Below are 18,126 nucleotides of genomic sequence, written 5' to 3' on the forward strand. Positions count from 1 at the left end.
GGTAACGATGGCGTTGGCCATCGCGATTCTGCGACTGCGCGGCTTGGGGGCTGGGTCGGCCAAACAAGAGATTTGTAAAAACCATTTGCTGAGGATTTTTTGAATGAAGGGGATTACTCGCCTGCTTCTGGCAGGCGCGGCGGGGATTGTTTCGATCTCGGCAGCGAACGCGGCAGACTTGCCGACGAAGGCCAAGGCCGCGGAATACGTGAAGGTCTGCTCGGCTTACGGCGCGGGCTTCTATTATATCCCGGGCACCGACACCTGCATCAAGATCGGCGGTTGGATTCGGGCCGAGTACAATTTCAACGCCGCAGGCAGCAATCTCGTCAATCTCTCCGGCGCATCCGCTCGCGATAATCGCGCGGAAAAGAGCGGGTATTCCTCGCGCGTTCGCTCAGAGCTGAGCTTCGATACGCGCACGCAGACCGAATATGGGACTTTGCGCTCGTACATCCGGTTCGGGCCGGAGATCAACAGCGACGCTACCGGCTACACCGGCCAGTACACGGGTTATCGCGGCACGATCTATTTTTCGCGCGCGTTCATCCAGTTCGCCGGCTTCACGTTTGGTAAGACGCAGTCGTTCTTCGATTTCTACAACGGCACGCTGTCCTACACGACGCCGTATTACGCAGGCTCGAGCACGCCTGTCGGGCAAACGGTGTTCGCCTACACGGCGGAACTTGGCGGAGGCCTCTCGGCCACGCTCGCGGCCGAAGATGGCGTCGCCCGCCGCATTGGCCTGGTCTACAGTCAGGTGGCGGGCAGTCCGACCGGTGGTCCGACTTTGAGTCAGAATGGCTCCGGCACAAGCGGGGTCGAAACCAATGGCGCCCCGTATTTTGGCTTCTATCGCAACAACCAGTATCCGGACGTCGTCGCGAACTTAAGGCTCGATCAGCCGTGGGGATCGGCGCAGATCAATGGCGCGATCCATGACGTGTCGGGTGGCTGTAATGGTGCGTGCGCAGGCACGACGAACGGCTTGCCCAACAGCTTCGGCAACGCCGTGGGCTACGCGATCGGTGGCGGCGTGAAGTTCAATCTGCCGTTCGCGCCGGGGGACGTGCTGTGGCTGCAGGCGACTTATGCCGACGGCGCCATCAGCTATCTGGGACCGTACAAGCCGAACGCGACCAACTCGGTCGCCGTCACGCGCGGCGTTGCCGGCAGCGGCACATTCACGACGGCCGCAATGACCGACGGCGTGATTGACGCATCCGGCAAAGTACAAAAGACCACGGGCTACCAATTCTCCGTCGCGGCCGAGCATTACTGGGCGCCGAACCTGCGAACGTCGGCTTTCGGCGGCTACTTGAGGCTCGACTACAACAAGGAAGCCGCTGCCGGTTTGTGCAACGCTTACGCATTGCAAAAGGCAAAAACCGCCGGATGCAATCCTGACTTCGGCATGCTGCAGGTCGGTACCCGCACGATCTGGTCGCCGGTTGCCAATCTCGAACTCGGCGCCGAAATCGTCTACACGCGCGTCGATCAGAAGAATACCGGCGACTGGACCAATATCTCGGCCGGTAGCAGTGGATCGGGCACATTCAAGGCTGCCGACGCTGGGATTTGGCACGGAATCGTGCGCGTACAGCGCAACTTCTGGCCCTGATTTCAACCCAATAGAGACCACGACCACAGAGGCTTCGGCATCCCTGCCGGGGCCTCTTTGCTTTGTGATGTAACTTTTTGCCACACTCGCGCGTACAAGCTGCAAGGGCCCGATGGGGCCGGCGATGCTCTGCCCCTCCGGATGCGATCCGCACGGGGCCAACAAGAACTCTGAGGAGAGTGGCTATGAACATCATCCGCCGTCGCGGCTGGGAAATTCCCGAAGCGCAAGCCACGCCGGAAAACCTCTTTCTGGATCGCCGCGCGCTGCTCGGTGGCGGACTTGGTATCGCGGCCGCGATGGCGATCCCGACTCGCGCGCGTGCACAGCGCGCTGCCGACGCAGCGGACCCGAGCGCCTCGCTCTATCCATTCAAGCGCAACGAGAAGTACCAGCTCGGCGCCGGCTACGATCTCACCGACGAGAAGCTCAACGCCAACTACAACAACTTCTACGAATTCGGCACGTCGAAGACGATCGCGGCGCCCGCGCAAGCGCTGAAGCTGCGGCCGTGGACCGTGAAGATCGACGGCATGGTCGAAAAGCCGATGGAGATCGGCTTCGACGATCTGCTCGCCAAGATGCCGCACGAGGAACGCCTCTATCGCTTTCGCTGCGTCGAGGCGTGGTCGATGACGATCCCGTGGTCCGGTTTCCCGCTCGCCGAACTCGTCAAGTTCGCCAAGCCGCTCGGCTCCGCGACGTATCTGCAGATGGAAACGTTCCTCGACAAAGCGGTCGCGCCGGGACAGCGGCAGTCTTGGTATCCGTGGCCCTACACGGAAGGCCTCACGATGGTTGAGGCGACCAACGAGCTCGCTTTCATCGCGACCGGTTGTTACGGCCACCCGCTGCCGAAGCAGCACGGCGCGCCGCTGCGCCTCGCGGTGCCGTGGAAGTACGGCTTCAAGTCGGTGAAATCGATCACGCGCCTCACCTTCACGGACAAGCGTCCGAAGACGTATTGGGAAGGACTGCAGGCGAGCGAGTACGGCTTCTGGGCCAACGTCAATCCGGAGGTTTCGCATCCGCGCTGGAGTCAGGCGACCGAGCAAGTGCTCGGCAAGAGCGAGCGCATTCCGACGAAGCTGTTCAACGGCTACGGCGAATATGTCGCGGATCTCTACAAGGGCCTCGAGAAGGAACGCCTCTGGGCGTAGGCGTCTCTGGGACTAAGCGCGTCGCGAAAGCTGAGCGCAAAAAAAAGCCGGGCCCTTGCGGGCCCGGAGAGTCGCTCGGCCAATGGCCGATCCACTTCAGAGGGGAACAGCTGGCTGATCGAAACTCGCATGGGAGGATGCGACTCGCGATCAGCGCGCACGAAGATGATGCGGGCATTCTAGGTTTCGCGCTACCGAACGCGCCGCATGCCCCCCATGCTTCCCTCGCGTGTCACCGGCCGGTTACCGAACGCCAAGTCCGTGCGAGACGTTACGCCGAAACTTAGAATGAGAACGGGAAAGTATAGGCTGCGTCGGCGGGAGCAGCCTTCGGCGCTGCGGGTTTGCGCGCCGGCTTGGCGGCCGGTTTCTTCACTGCCGCAGCGACTTTCAGCTTCTTGACCGGTGCCGGCGTGATTTTCTTCACGGCGGCGGCCGTCTTCACCGGCGCAGCTTTGGCGGTCGGTTTTTTGCGCGGCATCTTCACGGTCTTCGGCAGCGGCTTGCCCGGCGTGAGGTCAGGCTCCGGTTGCGCATAGGTCTCCTGCGCTGGGAGCGCGAGGGTGACGAGCGGCGCCTCGTCGGTCATCTGCGGCTGCGGCTCTTCTACAAGAGCGGACTCTTGTACAAGAGTGGCTTCCTGAACGGCAGTCACGATTGTCGCGTCCACGATGTGGAATGCGGACGTGCTTGCCAGCGAGAAGTTTGCTTCGAGCGTTGCGTCGACCGTGAGTTGCGCGGGCGTCAGCGCCGCGACAACGATGCGCGGCTCGTCGGCGATTTTAGCAACATTCGATGCAGCCGGCGCGACAATCTCGACGGCCGTTGCCGTAGCGACTGGCGCCGTATCTGTGAGCCGCATCAAACGTTCGAGTTCGACGTGACGGCGCGCGGCCGCCTGCGAGATGAGCAAGATTTTCTGATGCGTATCGGCCGGCGGCGGCAGAGCGGCGGCGCGTGCGCGCGCGTGCCCGGCATTCGGCAAATACGACGCGATCTGCGACAGCAGCGCAAACGTGATGACGCAAGCCATCGCGATAGCGGCTAACAGAAAGCGCAGAGTCGGCAGCATGCAGTCTCCGAGAGCGTGAAGCGCAAGCGCTCCGTCCGAATCACTGCATAGCCGACTCGCGGCCAAATCGGAATCGCTTCCTGGCCACAGTTGGTTCGAGAAGTGCCTGTGCCACAGTCGTTAACGAAAGGTTAACGCGGTTCAGACGCGCGCAAGGTAGCGCTTCTCCAGCATCACGTGGATGCCTTTGTTTCCGTTGACGACTTGCGTGACCCGAAGGTCCGCCGTGAGGCTGCAAAGCGCGTGCGCCTGGTAGCGATCGAGGCCGGTGCGCGCACAGATGAGATCGATCATCTGACGCAGCGCGATGACGACGCAGTCGTCGAGATCGGGATCGAACGCCATCGTGATCATATGCGTCGGCGTTTCGGCGAGCGGCCACTTGAGCTCCATGTCGTCGCGCACCGTGAGCCTGAACGTTCCGATGAGCCCGGTCTCGATCGCCGTGACGCAGACTTCGCCGTCGCCTTGCGCGCCGTGTCCGTCGCCGACCGAGAACAGCGCATCGTCGACATAGATCGGCAGATAGAGCGTCGTGCCGGCGACGAGTTCCTTGTTGTCGAGATTGCCACCATTCGGCCGCGGCGGAAGCGTCGACAGCGTGCCCCACTGCGGCGGCGGCGCCACCGCCATCACGCCGAAGAAAGGCTTCAGCGGAATGTCCATGCCCCACGGCAGCTTGCCGATCTGCCGCTCGCGATCGAGCGGGATGTGAATGAGGCGAAACTCGTCGAAATCGTAAGGCAGTGCGCCGGAGAGCGGCCGGACGAAGTTGAAGCCCCAGTCGAAATGCAGATCGATCTCCTCGATGTCGACCTGGAGAACCTGGCCGGCCTTTGCGCCGCGCACCGCGACCGGCCCGGTGCAGATGTGGCCGGGCAGCATGCGCCGCGTCACCCGTTCGTGGATCTCGTGCAGCGCCGGCGGAACGGAGGCGGGCGGCGGCGGCAGCTGATCGGCGTTGCCCGAAACCGTTGAGATCGTGACGCGCTCGCCGCTCTGAATCGTCAGCAGCGGCTTCAAACCCGCCTCGAAGTAGCCCCAATGCACCGTTTCGGCGCCTGCATCGATACGCGGGATCATTGAACGTTCCTCAGGGCTGGCGTGACTAACGGGCGAAGCACTGTCGGAAGCAGCAAACCAATGTCCAACCTTGCCTTCGCGGAGGCGCTACCATACGGTCGCCACGCAGAAGAGATAAAGCCCGCCGGAATGGCGATATACGACGCGTTCATCTCGTATAGTCACGCGCGCGACAAGCCGATCGCGGCCGCGCTGCAGTCGCTTCTCGAAACCATCGGAAAACCCTGGTATCGCCGCCGCTCGCTGACGATTTTCCGCGACGACGCGTGCCTTGCCGCGACGCCGCTATGGCCCGCGATCGAGAACGCGCTGACGCATTCGCGCTATCTCTTGTTGCTGGCGTCGCCGCAGGCAGCCGAATCGGCGTGGGTCGCGCGCGAAATCGATCAATGGCTGCGCACCAAGAATGTCGACACGATCCTGATCGCGGTGACGTCCGGCCGTCTCGAATGGGATGACACGCGCGGCGATTTCGTCTGGGACGAATTCACGCCGCTGCCGCCGAACCTCAAGGGCCGTTTTGCCAGCGAGCCGAAATGGGTCGAGCTGAACACCTTGCGGCGCCGTTCGCCGCGTCTGAGCCGCCGCTTCAACGACATGGGCGCGACGCTAGCCGCCGCCATCCATGGCGTGACCAAGGACACGCTGCTCGCGAAAGAAGTTTGGCAGCAGCGTCGCGCACTCATGCTCGCGAGCACGGTTGCGGCCATCATGATGGTGCTTGGCGTGACGACGGCTTGGTACTGGCGCGACGCCGTGCAGGCGCACGACCTCGCATTGGCGCAACAGCACGAGATCGTGCAGCAGACGCAGCAGGCCGAGCGGACGCTGATGGCGGCCGCCCGCGCCGCCAACGCGATGATCGTCGGCATGGCGCGCGATCTCGCGAGCCGCACGGATTTGCCGAAGGATTTCGTGCAGAACTTGTTGTACCGCGCGCAGTTCCTGCAGGACCAGATCGCCGAGACGGCCGCTTATGCGCCGGACCTGATGCGCAGCAATGTGCTCGCGCTCGCCGACATCGCGACTGCGCTGCTGCGTCACGGCGATCCGGATGGCGCGATCATCGCGGCGAAGCGCGCCGTGACTTTGGCTGCGCGGCTCGTCGAGATGCTGCCGCAGGATATCGATCGTCAGCGCCTTTTGGCGGAAAGTCACGAGCGGTTGGCCGAGACGTTCAACGCCACCGGCAATCCGAAAGAGGCGCGCGACGCACTCGTCATCGCGGCCCAGCTGCGAGAGAAGCTCGCGAAGGCAAACCCGGGCCGTCAGGACCTACAGGACGAATACGCGGCGGCGCAGAAGCGCCTCGGCTAACGCTCCGCGCGGCCGACGACGGCCATCAGCTCCGCGATCTTCTGCCGCTGATCCGCCTTGTCGCCGCTCGCGATCGCATGCTCGACACAATGCGAGACGTGATCGCGCAGAAGTTCTTCCTCGAGCTTGCGGAGAGCAGCACGCGCCGCGCCGATCTGCGTCACGATATCGATGCAGTAGCGGTCGTCATCGACCATGCGCGCGATGCCGCGCACCTGGCCTTCGATGCGATTGAGCCGCTTCTGACACGACGCCTTGATGTCTTTACGCATGCGGTCTATATACCCCCCAGGGGTATACGTTTCAAGCGCGGATTTTATGACCTGCACGCACGATCGCCATAACCACCATCACATGCAGCATGCCGCCGCCGGGCCCATGATCGATCCGGTCTGCGGCATGACGGTCGATCCCGCGACGACGCCCCACAAACATACGCACGCCGGCACGGAGTATTTCTTCTGCTCCGGCGGCTGCCGTACGAAGTTCGCCGCCACTCCGGCAAAGTATCTGACGCCGAAGGACGAGCGCCCGGCCGAGAATGTGCCGGAAGGCACGATGTTTACCTGCCCGATGCATCCCGAAATTCGCCAAGTCGGCGCGGGCTCGTGTCCGATCTGCGGCATGGCGCTCGAGCCCGAACTCGTCAGCCTCGACGACGGGCCTAACCACGAACTCGTCGATATGACGCGCCGCATGTGGATCGCCGGCGCGCTGACGCTGCCGGTCTTCCTGCTCGAAATGGGCAGCCACGTCTTCGACATTCACAGCCTGGTCACGCCGGCGCAGTCGGCTTGGATCCAATTCGCGCTCGCGACACCGGTGGTGCTGTGGGCAGGCTGGCCATTCTTCGTGCGCGGCTGGCAATCGATCGCCACACGCAATCTCAATATGTTCACGCTGATCGCGATCGGCACCGGCGTCGCGTGGCTCTACAGCGTCGTCGCGACGCTCGCGCCGGGCCTTTTCCCGCCGTCGTTGAAATCGCACGGAGCCGTGCCGGTTTACTTCGAGGCCGCGGCCGTCATCACGGTGTTGGTCTTGCTCGGCCAGGTACTCGAACTCCGTGCGCGCGAACAAACCTCCGGCGCAATCAAGGCGCTGCTCGGCCTCGCACCGAAGACGGCGCGCCGTATCGATGGCGATCGCGAAGAGGAGATCGATCTCGACGCCGTGGTGGCCGGCGATCTGCTCCGCGTGCGGCCGGGCGAGAAAATCCCGGTCGACGGCGAGATCACCGACGGGCATTCGGCGGTCGATGAATCAATGGTGACCGGGGAGCCGATGCCGGTGACGAAGCGCGAGGGCGATAAGATCATCGCCGGGACGCTCAACCAGACCGGCAGCTTCGTCATGCGTGCCGAGAAGGTCGGACGCGACACGATGCTCGCGCAGATCGTGCAGATGGTCGCGACCGCGCAGCGCTCGCGCGCGCCCGTGCAACGTCTCGCCGACGACGTCGCCGCCTGGTTCGTTCCTGCCGTGATCGCGGCCGCCGTCATCGCCTTCGCGGCCTGGATGTGGTTCGGCCCGGAGCCGCGGCTTGGCTATGCGCTTGTCGCCGGCGTCGCCGTGCTGATCATCGCGTGCCCGTGCGCGCTCGGGCTGGCGACGCCGATGTCGATCATGGTCGGCGTCGGGCGCGGCGCGCAGAACGGTGTGCTGATCAAGAGCGCCGAAGCGCTCGAGCGATTCCACCGCGTCGATACTCTCGTTGTCGACAAGACCGGCACGCTGACCGAGGGTCGTCCGAGCTTCGCCGAGATGATCGTGACGGAAGGCCATGACGACGCGGCGGTGTTGCGCGTCGCAGCCGCGGTGGAGTCATCAAGCGAACATCCAATCGCGCGCGCCATCGTCGCCGAAGCGGATAAGCGCGGCATCGCGCTGCCGCGTGTTTTCGGATTCGATGCGCCGACCGGGCGCGGCGCGATCGGCATGGTCGAACGCCAGCGCGTTGTCGTCGGCAGCGCGGCGTATCTCGGCGAACTCTCGATCGGCTTGGGAGCGATGGCAGGCGAGGCCGAGACGCTCCGCAGCGGCGGCGCAACCGTCGTATTTGTCGCGATCGACGGCAAGCTTGCGGGGCTCATAGCGGTCGCCGACGCGATCAAACCGTCAGCCGCGAACGCACTTCGCGCGTTGCGCGACGACGGCGTCGTCATCGTGATGCTCACCGGCGACAATCGTGCGACCGCGCAAAGCGTCGCGGCAAAGCTCGGCATCGACACAGTCGAAGCTGAAGTTCTGCCCGATCAGAAAGCTGCCGTTGTCGAAAAGCTGCGCAAATCCGGCAAGGTCGTCGCGATGGTCGGTGACGGCATCAACGATGCACCGGCACTCGCCGCTGCCGACGTCGGTGTTGCGATGGGGACCGGCACCGATGTCGCGATCGAGAGCGCCGGCATCACGCTGCTCAAGGGAGATCTCGAACGTCTCGTGTGGGCTCGTAAGCTTTCGCACGCCGTGATGCGCAACATCCGCCAGAATCTGTTCTTCGCCTTCGCCTACAATGCGGGCGGCGTTCCGATCGCGGCGGGCATTCTTTATCCGATCTTCGGCATTCTGCTGTCGCCGATGCTGGCCGCGCTCGCGATGTCGCTGTCTTCCGTCAGCGTGATCGGCAATGCGTTGCGTTTGCGCAGCGCGGCGATTTGAAGCGCGCCGATAGCGCGATAAGTCACTGCGGTCGAAAATTGTCTTTTCGATCGAACCGATTGCGCCGTCCGTCTGACCAAGTGTCAGGGGCGGCTGACATGCATTCCGCATTGAAAGCCTCAAACGGGAGACGCGGATGCTCAAAGGAATTCTCGCGATTGCGATTGTCGGTGCAGGCATCGCCATGGCCGCTCAGCAGGCAGCGGAGGCGCAGCAAGCTCCCCCGGGCTGCCGCTACGTTCCGATCAGAGGCGTTGGACAATCAATGGTCTGCGGAAATGCGCCGAACTCGCGCGCCACGAATGGTACGCCATGTATGTATCGTTACATTGGCAATAGGCTCGTTCGCGTTTGCAGCTAGCAAGACTAAAAAGAAAGGCCGCCCCGAAGAGCGGCCTTTCCATTGTCGAAACCGCGGCCCGGAGGGCCAGCGTTAGCTAGCCCGTCACGCGAGCGCGATCCTCGCGAGAGGGTGCAACCCAGCGTGCCGGTTTCGCGGCGAAAGACAATGAGACACTGGATCACCTCCTTTCAGTTAGTTGACGACGAATCAGAGTCTAAGCATCGATTCGGCGCTCCGAAAGGCCCGCGGTAAGAGTTTTCGCCCGATCCGTCAGCAAGATGTGACGAAAAATCGGAAAATTGCTCAGTCGGACGGCAGTCTTAGATCGCCGCCGTGATCGCCTTGCCGGCTTCTTCCGTATTCGCCTTGCCGCCGAGATCGCGCGTGCGCAGCTTCGGCTCCTTCAGCGTATTCTCGATCGCGGTGACGATCGCGGCCGCCGCATCCGGCTCGCCAAGATGTTCGAGCATCATCGCGCCCGACCAAATCTGACCAATTGGGTTCGCGATGTTCTGACCCGCGATGTCCGGCGCCGAGCCGTGCACCGGCTCGAAAACCGACGGATACAAGCGCTCCGGATTGATGTTGCCGGCCGGCGCGATGCCGATCGTGCCCGTGCAGGCTGGGCCGAGATCCGAGAGAATGTCGCCGAACAGGTTGGACGCGACGACGACGTTGAAGCGGTCCGGATGCATGACGAACAACGCCGTCAGAATGTCGATGTGGTACTTGTCCCACTTGATCTCGGGATAGTTCTTCGCCATCGCTTCGACGCGCTCATCCCAATACGGCATCGTGATCGAGATGCCGTTCGACTTCGTCGCCGAGGTCAGATGCTTCTTCGGCGTCTTCATCGCGAGTTCGAACGCATATTTGAGAATGCGGTCGACGCCCTGGCGCGACATCACGGTTTCCTGCACGACGACTTCGCGGTCCGTGTCCTTGAACATGCGGCCGCCGATCGACGAATATTCACCCTCGGTGTTTTCGCGCACGACCCAGAAGTCGATATCACCCGGCTTGCGGTTGGCGAGCGGCGAGGGCACGCCCGGCATCAAGCGCACGGGGCGCACGTTGGCGTATTGATCGAAGTCGCGGCGGAACAGAATGAGCGACTGCCAGAGCGAGATGTGATCCGGCACCTTCGCGGGCCAGCCGACCGCGCCGAAGAAGATCGCGTCATGCTTGCCGATTTTGTCCTTCCAGTCCTCCGGCATCATGTTGCCGTGCTTTTCGTAATAGTCGCAGGACGCGAAATCGAACCAGTCGAACTTGATTTCGAACTGGAATTTCTGCGCCACCTGCTCGAGCACGCGCACGCCTTCCGGCACGACTTCCTTGCCGATGCCATCGCCCGGGATCACGGCAATACGGTACTGCTTTTTCATTTGTTTTAGCCTTGCGTTTCCTCGTTACGGGGAGGGTTCTAGACGTTCAGGTCCGCGATGCGCAATGCGCGCCGCGCTTACACCTTTCCGATCTTCTTCGTGATCGCGACGAGCCGCGCGCTGTCGGCCGCGACGAACTTCGAAAACTCGTCCGTGTCCTGATAAGCCGCCGGGCTGCCGGCGCTCTCGAAGGTGCGGATGACATCGGGATCGCGCATAGCGTCCCGCATCGCATTGCGCAGCTTCGTTGTTACGTCTGCCGGCAATCCGCGCGGCGCGAAGAGGCCGGCCCAGATGTAGAACTCGACGTCCTTGAAGCCGAGCTCGATGAAAGTCGGAACCTCCGGAAATGCCGGAACGCGCGCGTTGCCCCAGTTGGCGAGAATGCGCAGCTTCCCGGCATCGACATGCTGCTTGAGCGTGCCGGGCGCAGAGGCCAGCGCCTGGATCTGTCCGCTGAGCAAATCCGTGATCGCCGGGCCGGCGCCGCGATACGGCACGTGCAGCATTTTGATCCTGGCGGCGGCCGCGAACATCTCCATCGCGATATGCAGCGTGCCGTAGGGACCGGACGAGCCGAACGGGATCACACCGGGCCGCGCTTTTGCGTCGGCGACGAGATCGGCGACCGATTTCCACGGTGCATTTGCCGGTACTGCGAGAACTGTCGGATCGGCGAGCACGCGCGCGATCGGCGCGAGCTGGTCGACCTCGTAGGCGGCAGGGCGTTCGTAGAGGCGATCGGCCTCCGGCAGCACGGCGAGCGAAGACAGCGTCATCAAGAGGAGGTAGCCGTCCGGCGCCGCGCGCGCGACGGCCGCGTTACCGACGGAACCGCCCGCGCCGCTGCGGTTGTCGACGACCACCGGCTTGCCGACGAGCTTCGAGAGCGCGAGGCCGATCGGGCGTGCCGCGAGGTCGGCTTGTCCGCCAGGCGGAAAAGGCACGACCATCGTGATGTTGCGATCTGGCCATTCCTGTGCGGCTGCGTGGCGCGATGTCAGCGGTAGCGCCGAGACGGCGCCGAGGCCCGCGATGAAGGTTCGCCGTTGCATAGTCCCTCCGGTTTTTTTGTTTTCGTTCTGGCGTTGCGGCGCATAATGCGGGCGAGGCGGCGGCTGATGCAAATCGCCGCTGATCAAAACTCATTCAGAATCGGCGCTGACAAGCGCATCCGTCTGTGCCAGAGAACGGCCGATAAGAAACCGAGACACAAGAAATCCCAAGGATTTGACCCGATGTCCGAACTGACGACGCGCCACTTCGAGTTCCTTCGCTCGATCGATACTCCGACCGTTTGCAATCTCGTCGAGATGGTTGCGCCGCATCGCCGCGGCTTCGGCTACACGGTGAAGCACCTGCATTGCCCGTTCCCGGACCTGCCGCCGATCGTCGGCTTCGCGAAAACCGCGAAGATCAAGTCGAAGGATGCCGTGAAGGGCGAGTCCTACATGGGCAAGCGCATGGATTACCTCGATTACATCGCGTCGAAGCCGCAGCCCGGCATCAGCGTGATCGAGGACATCGACGGTGAATTCATCGGCTACGGCGCGTTCTGGGGCGAAGTGCAGACCAACGTGCACAAGGGCCTCGGCCTGCTCGGTGTCGTCACCAACGGCTCGATTCGCGATATCCCGATGGTCGCGAAAGGCTTCCAGATGCTGGCGGGCTCGCTGTCGCCGTCGCACGCCTGGGTCCACCTCGAAGACTTCGGCACGCCGGTGAACATCCACGGCATGGCGGTCGAGAGCGGCGACCTCATCCACGCTGACCAGCACGGCGCCGTTGTCGTCCCGACCGATGTCGTCGACGAGATGATGAAGGCCAACGTCGGCCTGATGGAGCGCGAGGCGCGCATCATCCAAGCCGCCAACGACCCGGTCGACACGCTCGCCAAGGTCAAAGCCGCGATGGCCGGATGAGCGAGGCGTTGCCCGCCGAACTACAGACGACCCGAGCCGGAGCACTGCTTCGGCTCGGTATTGGTATAGCGATACTCGCATTATTGGCCGATCAAGCCTCGAAGCTCTGGCTGATCTACGGTTTCGACCTTGGCGAGCGCGGGCGTTTCTCGCTGTTTCCGTGGTTCGACCTCGTGCTGACCTGGAATACAGGCATCAGCTACGGCCTCTTCAGCCAGGACACGGCATTCGGCCGCTGGGTGCTGGTGGCTTTCAAGATCGCGGCGGTAATTTTCCTAACGGTTTGGCTCTGGCGGTCCGAAACCAAGCTGACGGCGGCCTCGCTGGGGCTTATCATCGGCGGCGCGCTCGGAAATGTGATCGACCGCTTCCTTTACGGCGCGGTCGCCGACTTCGCTTTCTTTCATATCGATAAGCTCAATTTTTACTGGTATGTCTTCAACTTAGCCGACGTCGCGATCGTTGCCGGCGTCATCGGGCTGCTCTACGAGACACTCTTCTCGGGCAGCGCCGCAAAAGCGCCCCGATAGGGCGACATTTTGCAACGGGACGACAAATCGAGTTTCGGGGTAGTAATGGCGGTGAAGTCGACGAGTTTCCGGGGGCCGCGGGCTATGGGGCGTACCAAGGCATTGCTGACCGGCATGGTTGTGGTCCTGTCGCTGACGGGCCCGGTCCTGGCCGATGACGACGATGACGATCCGACTTTCGAGCAGAAGATCATACGCAGCTTGATGGGCGGTGGCGCAGCGCGCCCCGACATCGACTATCGCGAGCGTTCGCCGCTGGTGATCCCGCCGTCCGGCACGGCTGGAGCCGTGCAGCTTCCGCCGCCTGATTCCGGCGCGCGCACGCGCGAGATGGCCGCATGGCCGAAGGATCCGGACAAGCAGAAAAAGCCGAAGAGCAAGGGCATCATCGGCGCGTGGGAATCCGAGCGCGCGGGCGAACGCCCGCTGACGCCGGGCGAACTCCGCCGTGGCCGCGTCGCCGGCGCCGGTCGCGTGACCGAGCCGCCGCGCCGCAGTGAGGCCGAACACGGTTCCGGCCGCCCGTTGCTGCCGTCCGAAATGAGTGGTGGCCGCGAGGAAAAGACGATCTTCGGCATGTTCGGCGCGCAATTCGGCGGCGGCAACAAAGGCCCGCAATTCGAAGGTGAGCCGACGCGTCAATCGCTGACACAGCCTCCGACCGGCTATCAGACGCCGTCGTCGGCGGAGCCTTACCGGGCGCCTGCCGGCACGGGTCTTCTCAGCAAAGTTCCGAACTTCTTCGACCGGGGCACCGAACCGCCGACGCGCTAACTGGGGTCGGCGCGGACCAACTGCACGACTCCTGACGCGGACATCCGAATGCGAATGTTTTTCTCTGCCGCCGCGATCGCTCTGACGCTGGCGGTGACTTCTCCTGCGTCCGCCGCGGGAGTCGTGCCGACGCACTTCAAGCTAGCGAACGGTTTGGAAGTCGTCGTTATCCCGGATCGCCGGACGCCGGTCGTCACCCACATGGTGTGGTATCGCGTCGGTTCCGCCGACGAGCCGCCGGGACATTCGGGCATCGCGCATTTCCTCGAACACTTGATGTTCAAGGGCACGAAGACGAACCCGGATGGTGTGTTCTCGCAGACGGTGGCGCGCTTCGGCGGCCAGGAGAACGCTTTCACATCGACGGATTACACGGGCTACTTCCAGCGCGTCGCGCGCGATCGCCTGCCGAAGCTGATGGAGCTCGAGGCCGATCGCATGACGAACCTGACGCTGCAGGACGCGCAGGTTCTGCCCGAACGCAACGTCATTTTGGAAGAGCGCAACCAGCGCACCGACAGCAATCCGGGCGCATTGCTCGGCGAGCAGATTGCCGCCGCGCAGTTCCTCAATCATCCGTATGGACGGCCGATCATCGGCTGGCGTCACGAGATGGAAAAGCTCGACCGCGAGGCAGCGCTCTCGTTCTACAGCCGCTTCTACACGCCGAACAACGCCATCCTGGTTCTTGCCGGCGACATCTCGCCGGAAGAAGCCAAGACGCTCGCCGAGCAGACTTACGGCAAGGTCGAGAAGCGCTTCGAAGTCGGGCCCCGCATTCGTCCGCAAGAGCCGCCGCAAATCGCGCCGCGCTCTGTGACATTGACGGACCCGCGCGTCGCGCAACCGTCGTGGCAGCGTTCGTATCTCGCGCCGTCCGATGTGACGGGTGCGCCGAACGAATCCGAAGCGCTCGATATTCTGATCAACATTCTCGGCACCGGCGCATCGAGCCGCATGTATCAGCAGCTTGTCGTCGACAAGAAGATCGCGTCGTCCGCCGGCGCTTGGTACGACTCGACCGCGCTCGATACGACGCGGCTCGGCATCTACGCGACGCCGGTCGCCGGCGTTTCGCTGCCGGATCTCGAAAAGGCCGTCGAAGCTGTCTTGAACGACGTCATCGAGAACAGCGTGACTTCGGAAGAAATCGAGCGCGCCAAAGCCCGCCTCGTCTCGCAGATGGTCTACGCGCAGGACAATCAGATGACCTTGGCGCGCGCTTACGGCGCAGCATTGTCGATCGGCCTCAAGGTCGAGGACGTCTGGCAGTGGCCGGAACGCGTGCGCGCCGTCACGGCCGATCAGGTCGCTGCCGCAGCGAAGAAATGGCTCAACAAGAAGCAGTCGACCACCGGTTATCTGCTGCGCGACGAAACGCGCCCTGATGGAAAGCGCTCGTGATGACGATGCATTTCGCACGACGCGCCGCCCTTGGGCTTCTCACCGTCGCGACCATCGCGCTGACTGCGTCTAACGCCTTCGCGCAGAAGATCGAACGTATCGTCACGCCGGCCGGCATCGAAGCGTGGCTGGTCGAAGATCACACGGTGCCGCTGGTGGCGCTGCAGTTCGCATTCTCGGGCGGCGCGAGCCAGGACCCGAAGGATAAGCCGGGCGTCGCGCATATGACGGCGTCGATGCTGGACGAGGGCGCCGGCGATCTCGATTCGAGTTCGTTCCAGGAGCGGCTCGAACGCGACGCGATCGAGATGACGTTCAACGCCGATCGCGATCACTTCCGCGGTGGTTTGCGCACGTTGTCCGAGCATCGCGAAAAGGCGTTCGGTCTGTTGCGTCTTGCACTCAACGATCCGCGTTTCGACGAAAGCGCGCTCGATCGCACGCGCGCGCAGGTGCTGGCGCAAATTCGCCGCGAGAGCACCGATCCGGGCAGCATCGCCGGCAAATCGTGGTGGAGCACCGCGTTCCCCAATCACCCATACGGCCAGCCGACCGGTGGTTCGAGCGAGAGCGTTCCGCAGATCAAGCGCGAAGACCTGCAGACCTATCATCGCCGCGTGCTGACGCGCGAACGTCTCAAGATCGCGATCGTCGGCGACATCGATCCGGCCGCTGCGAAGACAGTGATCGACGATATCTTCGGCAAGTTGCCGGCGAAATCGGAGCTGACCCCGGTGCCGGTCGTAAAGCCGGTCGCGCTCGGCCAGAAGAATGCCGTTCCGTTCGACACGCCGCAGAGCGTCGTCAGCTTTGGCGGCGTCGGCCTGCCGCGCAAAGACCCCGATTACATGACGGCCTATATCGTCAATCACATCCTGGGCGGCGGCTCTTTCACGTCGCGGCTGTATCAAGAAGTGCGCGAGAAGCGCGGTCTTGCTTACGGCGTCTCGACCTATCTCTACCCGATGGAATTCTCGGCGCTCTATATGGGCTACACGCAGGTGCGTGCCGAGAAGACCGACGAGTCGATCGCCGTCATGCAGCACGAAATCCGCCGCATGGCCGAGACCGGCCCGACCGAAGACGAGCTCGCGAAAGCTAAAGATTATCTCAAAGGCTCGTATGCGCTCGGCTTCGACACCTCGACGAAGATTGCCGCGCAACTGCTTGGCCTGCAGCTGCAGGGCCTCGGCATTGATTACATCACGACACGAGAGAAGTTGATCGACGCCGTGACCATCGCGGACGCAAAGCGCGTCGCAAAATCGTTGCTCGAAGGTGGTTTACACTTCACGGTCGTCGGCCGCCCGGCTGCCGCTACGGGTTCACGATCGAACAATCCGGGCTGAGCAACGTTTCCGTAAACAACGTTGAGTATGCCGGGCTCCTCGGCATACGTTTTGCCTGCCTAAATATCCGTCCTCGGAGCTCCCATCATGTCGTCAATCATCCAATCGATCGAAAGCGCGCGCGAAGAGCGCGTCGGGCGTGAAGGTGTTGCACCCGCGACCCTGAACGCCATGCTGGAGCGCGCCGAAGGTGGGCTCAAATGGCTGCGCGAGCGACATGCCGACAAGGGCTTGGCGCTGCTTCAGCTGCCGGCGCAGACGAGCGATTTAGCGTCGATCAAGAAGGCAGCCGACAAACTGCGCGACGGCGCGACCGATGTGGTTCTGCTCGGCACCGGCGGTTCGAGCCTCGGCGGCCAGACGCTGGCGCAGCTTGCCGATCACGCGGTTGCAGGAGCCGGCAGCCTGCGGAGCGGTCCGCAACTACACTTCATGGACAATCTCGACCCGATCACCTTCGGCTCGTTGCTCGATCGCTTGCCGCTGAAGACCTCGCGCTTCGTCGCGATCTCGAAGTCGGGCGGCACCGGCGAGACTTTGATGCAGACGATCGCGGTGCTGACCGCGCTCGAAAAAGCCGGTCTCGGCGACACGATCTCAAAAGTCATGGTCGGCCTGACCGAGCCGAACAAACCCGGCAATCGCAACGGCCTGCGTGATCTCTTGTCGAAGTACGACGTCGAGATCCTCGACCACGACACCGGCGTCGGCGGCCGCTTCTCTGCGCTGACCAATGTCGGCCTGATCCCGGCGGCGGTGCTCGGCCTCGATATCGCGGCGATCCGCCAGGGCGCGGGCCAGGCGCTCGCGCCGGTGCTCGCCGGCAAATCCGCGAAAGACGTTTCGTCCGCGCTCGGCGCATCGCTCGCGGTGGCGCTCGCGGAAAGCCGCGGCAAGACGGTCTCGGTCGTCATGCCTTACACGGACCGGCTGGAGCGCATGACACGCTGGTACGTCCAGCTCTGGGCCGAGAGCCTCGGCAAGGACGGCAAGGGCACGACGCCGCTCGGCTGTAACGGCCCTGTCGATCAGCACAGTCAGTTGCAGCTCTTTATCGGCGGCCCGCGCGACAAACTCTTCACCGTGATCACGACATCGCCGGCCGGCAGGGGCCCGGTGATGGACGCGAAACTGTCGGCACTCGCCGGTGAGCCGGATTTCGCCGGCAAGACGATCGGCGATCTTGTTGCGGCGCAAGGCCGCGCGACGGCGGAAACACTGGCGAAGAACGGCTGCCCGGTGCGCACGATCCACATTCCGACGCTCGACGAAAAGTCGCTCGGCGAATTGCTGATGCATTACATGCTGGAGACGATCATCGCGGCGCATCTGATCGGCGTCGATGCGTTTGATCAGCCGGCGGTCGAAGAGGGTAAAATTCTCGCGAAGCAGTACCTCAACGGCAAATAGAGAATTCCGTCATGGCCCAGCTTGTCCGGGCCATCCACGTCTTACTTTTTTCATTCTGCGGCAAAGACGTGGATGGCCCGCATGAGGCTGCCCCA

At 63.2% G+C, this 18,126-nt stretch carries 15 protein-coding genes; 10 read left to right on the forward strand and 5 right to left on the reverse strand.

Annotated features, from left to right (window positions below; all coding sequences use genetic code 11):
• Positions 1 to 103: 103 nt before the first annotated feature.
• The gene (locus tag GJW30_RS04025; RefSeq protein WP_096351934.1) at positions 104 to 1,621 is read left to right on the forward strand and encodes a porin; all 1,518 of its coding nucleotides are present in this window, start codon (positions 104 to 106) and stop codon (positions 1,619 to 1,621) included.
• 185 nt (positions 1,622 to 1,806) lie between these two features.
• The gene (msrP, locus tag GJW30_RS04030) at positions 1,807 to 2,781 is read left to right on the forward strand and encodes a protein-methionine-sulfoxide reductase catalytic subunit MsrP (protein ID WP_096351937.1); all 975 of its coding nucleotides are present in this window, start codon (positions 1,807 to 1,809) and stop codon (positions 2,779 to 2,781) included.
• A gap of 283 nt (positions 2,782 to 3,064) precedes the next feature.
• On the opposite strand, the gene GJW30_RS04035 is transcribed toward msrP, so the two are convergent.
• Together GJW30_RS04035 and GJW30_RS04040 are read right to left on the reverse strand one after the other, a co-directional pair.
• Positions 3,065 to 3,853: a hypothetical protein gene (locus tag GJW30_RS04035; protein WP_096351940.1), complete on the reverse strand. Its 789-nt coding sequence runs from the start codon at positions 3,851 to 3,853 to the stop codon at positions 3,065 to 3,067.
• A 141-nt stretch (positions 3,854 to 3,994) separates the two neighbouring features.
• Positions 3,995 to 4,936 (reverse strand): acetamidase/formamidase family protein, encoded by a 942-nt coding sequence (locus GJW30_RS04040; protein ID WP_096351943.1) that lies wholly within the window; start codon positions 4,934 to 4,936, stop codon positions 3,995 to 3,997.
• Between the two features lie 129 nt (positions 4,937 to 5,065).
• On the opposite strand from GJW30_RS04040, the gene GJW30_RS04045 reads away from it, so the two are divergent.
• Complete coding sequence (locus GJW30_RS04045; RefSeq protein ID WP_157746685.1) at positions 5,066 to 6,253, forward strand: toll/interleukin-1 receptor domain-containing protein; 1,188 nt, start codon at positions 5,066 to 5,068, stop codon at positions 6,251 to 6,253.
• On the opposite strand, the gene GJW30_RS04050 is transcribed toward GJW30_RS04045, so the two are convergent.
• Entirely contained in the window at positions 6,250 to 6,525 is a 276-nt protein-coding gene (locus GJW30_RS04050; protein WP_096351949.1) for a metal-sensitive transcriptional regulator, read from the reverse strand. The genes GJW30_RS04045 and GJW30_RS04050 overlap by 4 nt on opposite strands.
• Here GJW30_RS04050 and GJW30_RS04055 point away from each other — a divergent pair.
• Complete coding sequence (locus GJW30_RS04055) at positions 6,524 to 8,911, forward strand: heavy metal translocating P-type ATPase (RefSeq protein ID WP_430727090.1); 2,388 nt, start codon at positions 6,524 to 6,526, stop codon at positions 8,909 to 8,911. The genes GJW30_RS04050 and GJW30_RS04055 overlap by 2 nt on opposite strands.
• A gap of 663 nt (positions 8,912 to 9,574) precedes the next feature.
• Here the strand turns inward: GJW30_RS04055 and GJW30_RS04060 are convergent.
• Positions 9,575 to 10,642 carry a tartrate dehydrogenase gene (locus tag GJW30_RS04060; protein ID WP_096351955.1) on the reverse strand — a complete coding sequence of 356 codons (1,068 nt, stop codon included), beginning with the start codon at positions 10,640 to 10,642 and terminating at the stop codon, positions 9,575 to 9,577.
• Between the two features lie 77 nt (positions 10,643 to 10,719).
• Complete coding sequence (locus GJW30_RS04065) at positions 10,720 to 11,697, reverse strand: Bug family tripartite tricarboxylate transporter substrate binding protein (protein ID WP_096358647.1); 978 nt, start codon at positions 11,695 to 11,697, stop codon at positions 10,720 to 10,722.
• A gap of 183 nt (positions 11,698 to 11,880) precedes the next feature.
• Between GJW30_RS04065 and GJW30_RS04070 the strand changes: the two genes are divergently transcribed.
• From GJW30_RS04070 to GJW30_RS04095, 6 genes are all read left to right on the forward strand, one after another.
• Positions 11,881 to 12,564, forward strand: coding sequence for an RraA family protein (locus GJW30_RS04070; RefSeq protein WP_096351958.1), 684 nt, complete (start codon positions 11,881 to 11,883; stop codon positions 12,562 to 12,564).
• A complete protein-coding gene (gene lspA, locus GJW30_RS04075; RefSeq protein WP_096351961.1) occupies positions 12,561 to 13,094 on the forward strand; it encodes a signal peptidase II in 534 nt (177 codons plus the stop codon). The genes GJW30_RS04070 and lspA overlap by 4 nt, the downstream gene beginning before the upstream one ends.
• Positions 13,095 to 13,178: 84 nt before the next feature.
• Positions 13,179 to 13,868, forward strand: a complete 690-nt coding sequence (locus GJW30_RS04080; RefSeq protein WP_096351964.1) for a hypothetical protein — start codon at positions 13,179 to 13,181, stop codon at positions 13,866 to 13,868.
• A 48-nt stretch (positions 13,869 to 13,916) separates the two neighbouring features.
• Positions 13,917 to 15,272, forward strand: coding sequence for a M16 family metallopeptidase (locus GJW30_RS04085; RefSeq protein WP_096351967.1), 1,356 nt, complete (start codon positions 13,917 to 13,919; stop codon positions 15,270 to 15,272).
• Positions 15,272 to 16,621, forward strand: a complete 1,350-nt coding sequence (locus tag GJW30_RS04090) for a M16 family metallopeptidase (RefSeq protein ID WP_096351970.1) — start codon at positions 15,272 to 15,274, stop codon at positions 16,619 to 16,621. The genes GJW30_RS04085 and GJW30_RS04090 overlap by 1 nt, the downstream gene beginning before the upstream one ends.
• 87 nt (positions 16,622 to 16,708) lie before the next feature.
• Positions 16,709 to 18,031: a glucose-6-phosphate isomerase gene (locus tag GJW30_RS04095; RefSeq protein WP_096351973.1), complete on the forward strand. Its 1,323-nt coding sequence runs from the start codon at positions 16,709 to 16,711 to the stop codon at positions 18,029 to 18,031.
• The last annotated feature ends 95 nt before the right edge of the window (positions 18,032 to 18,126 follow it).

Origin of the sequence: Variibacter gotjawalensis (assembly GCF_002355335.1) — a bacterium.
Taxonomy (GTDB): Bacteria; Pseudomonadota; Alphaproteobacteria; order Rhizobiales; family Xanthobacteraceae; genus Variibacter; species Variibacter gotjawalensis.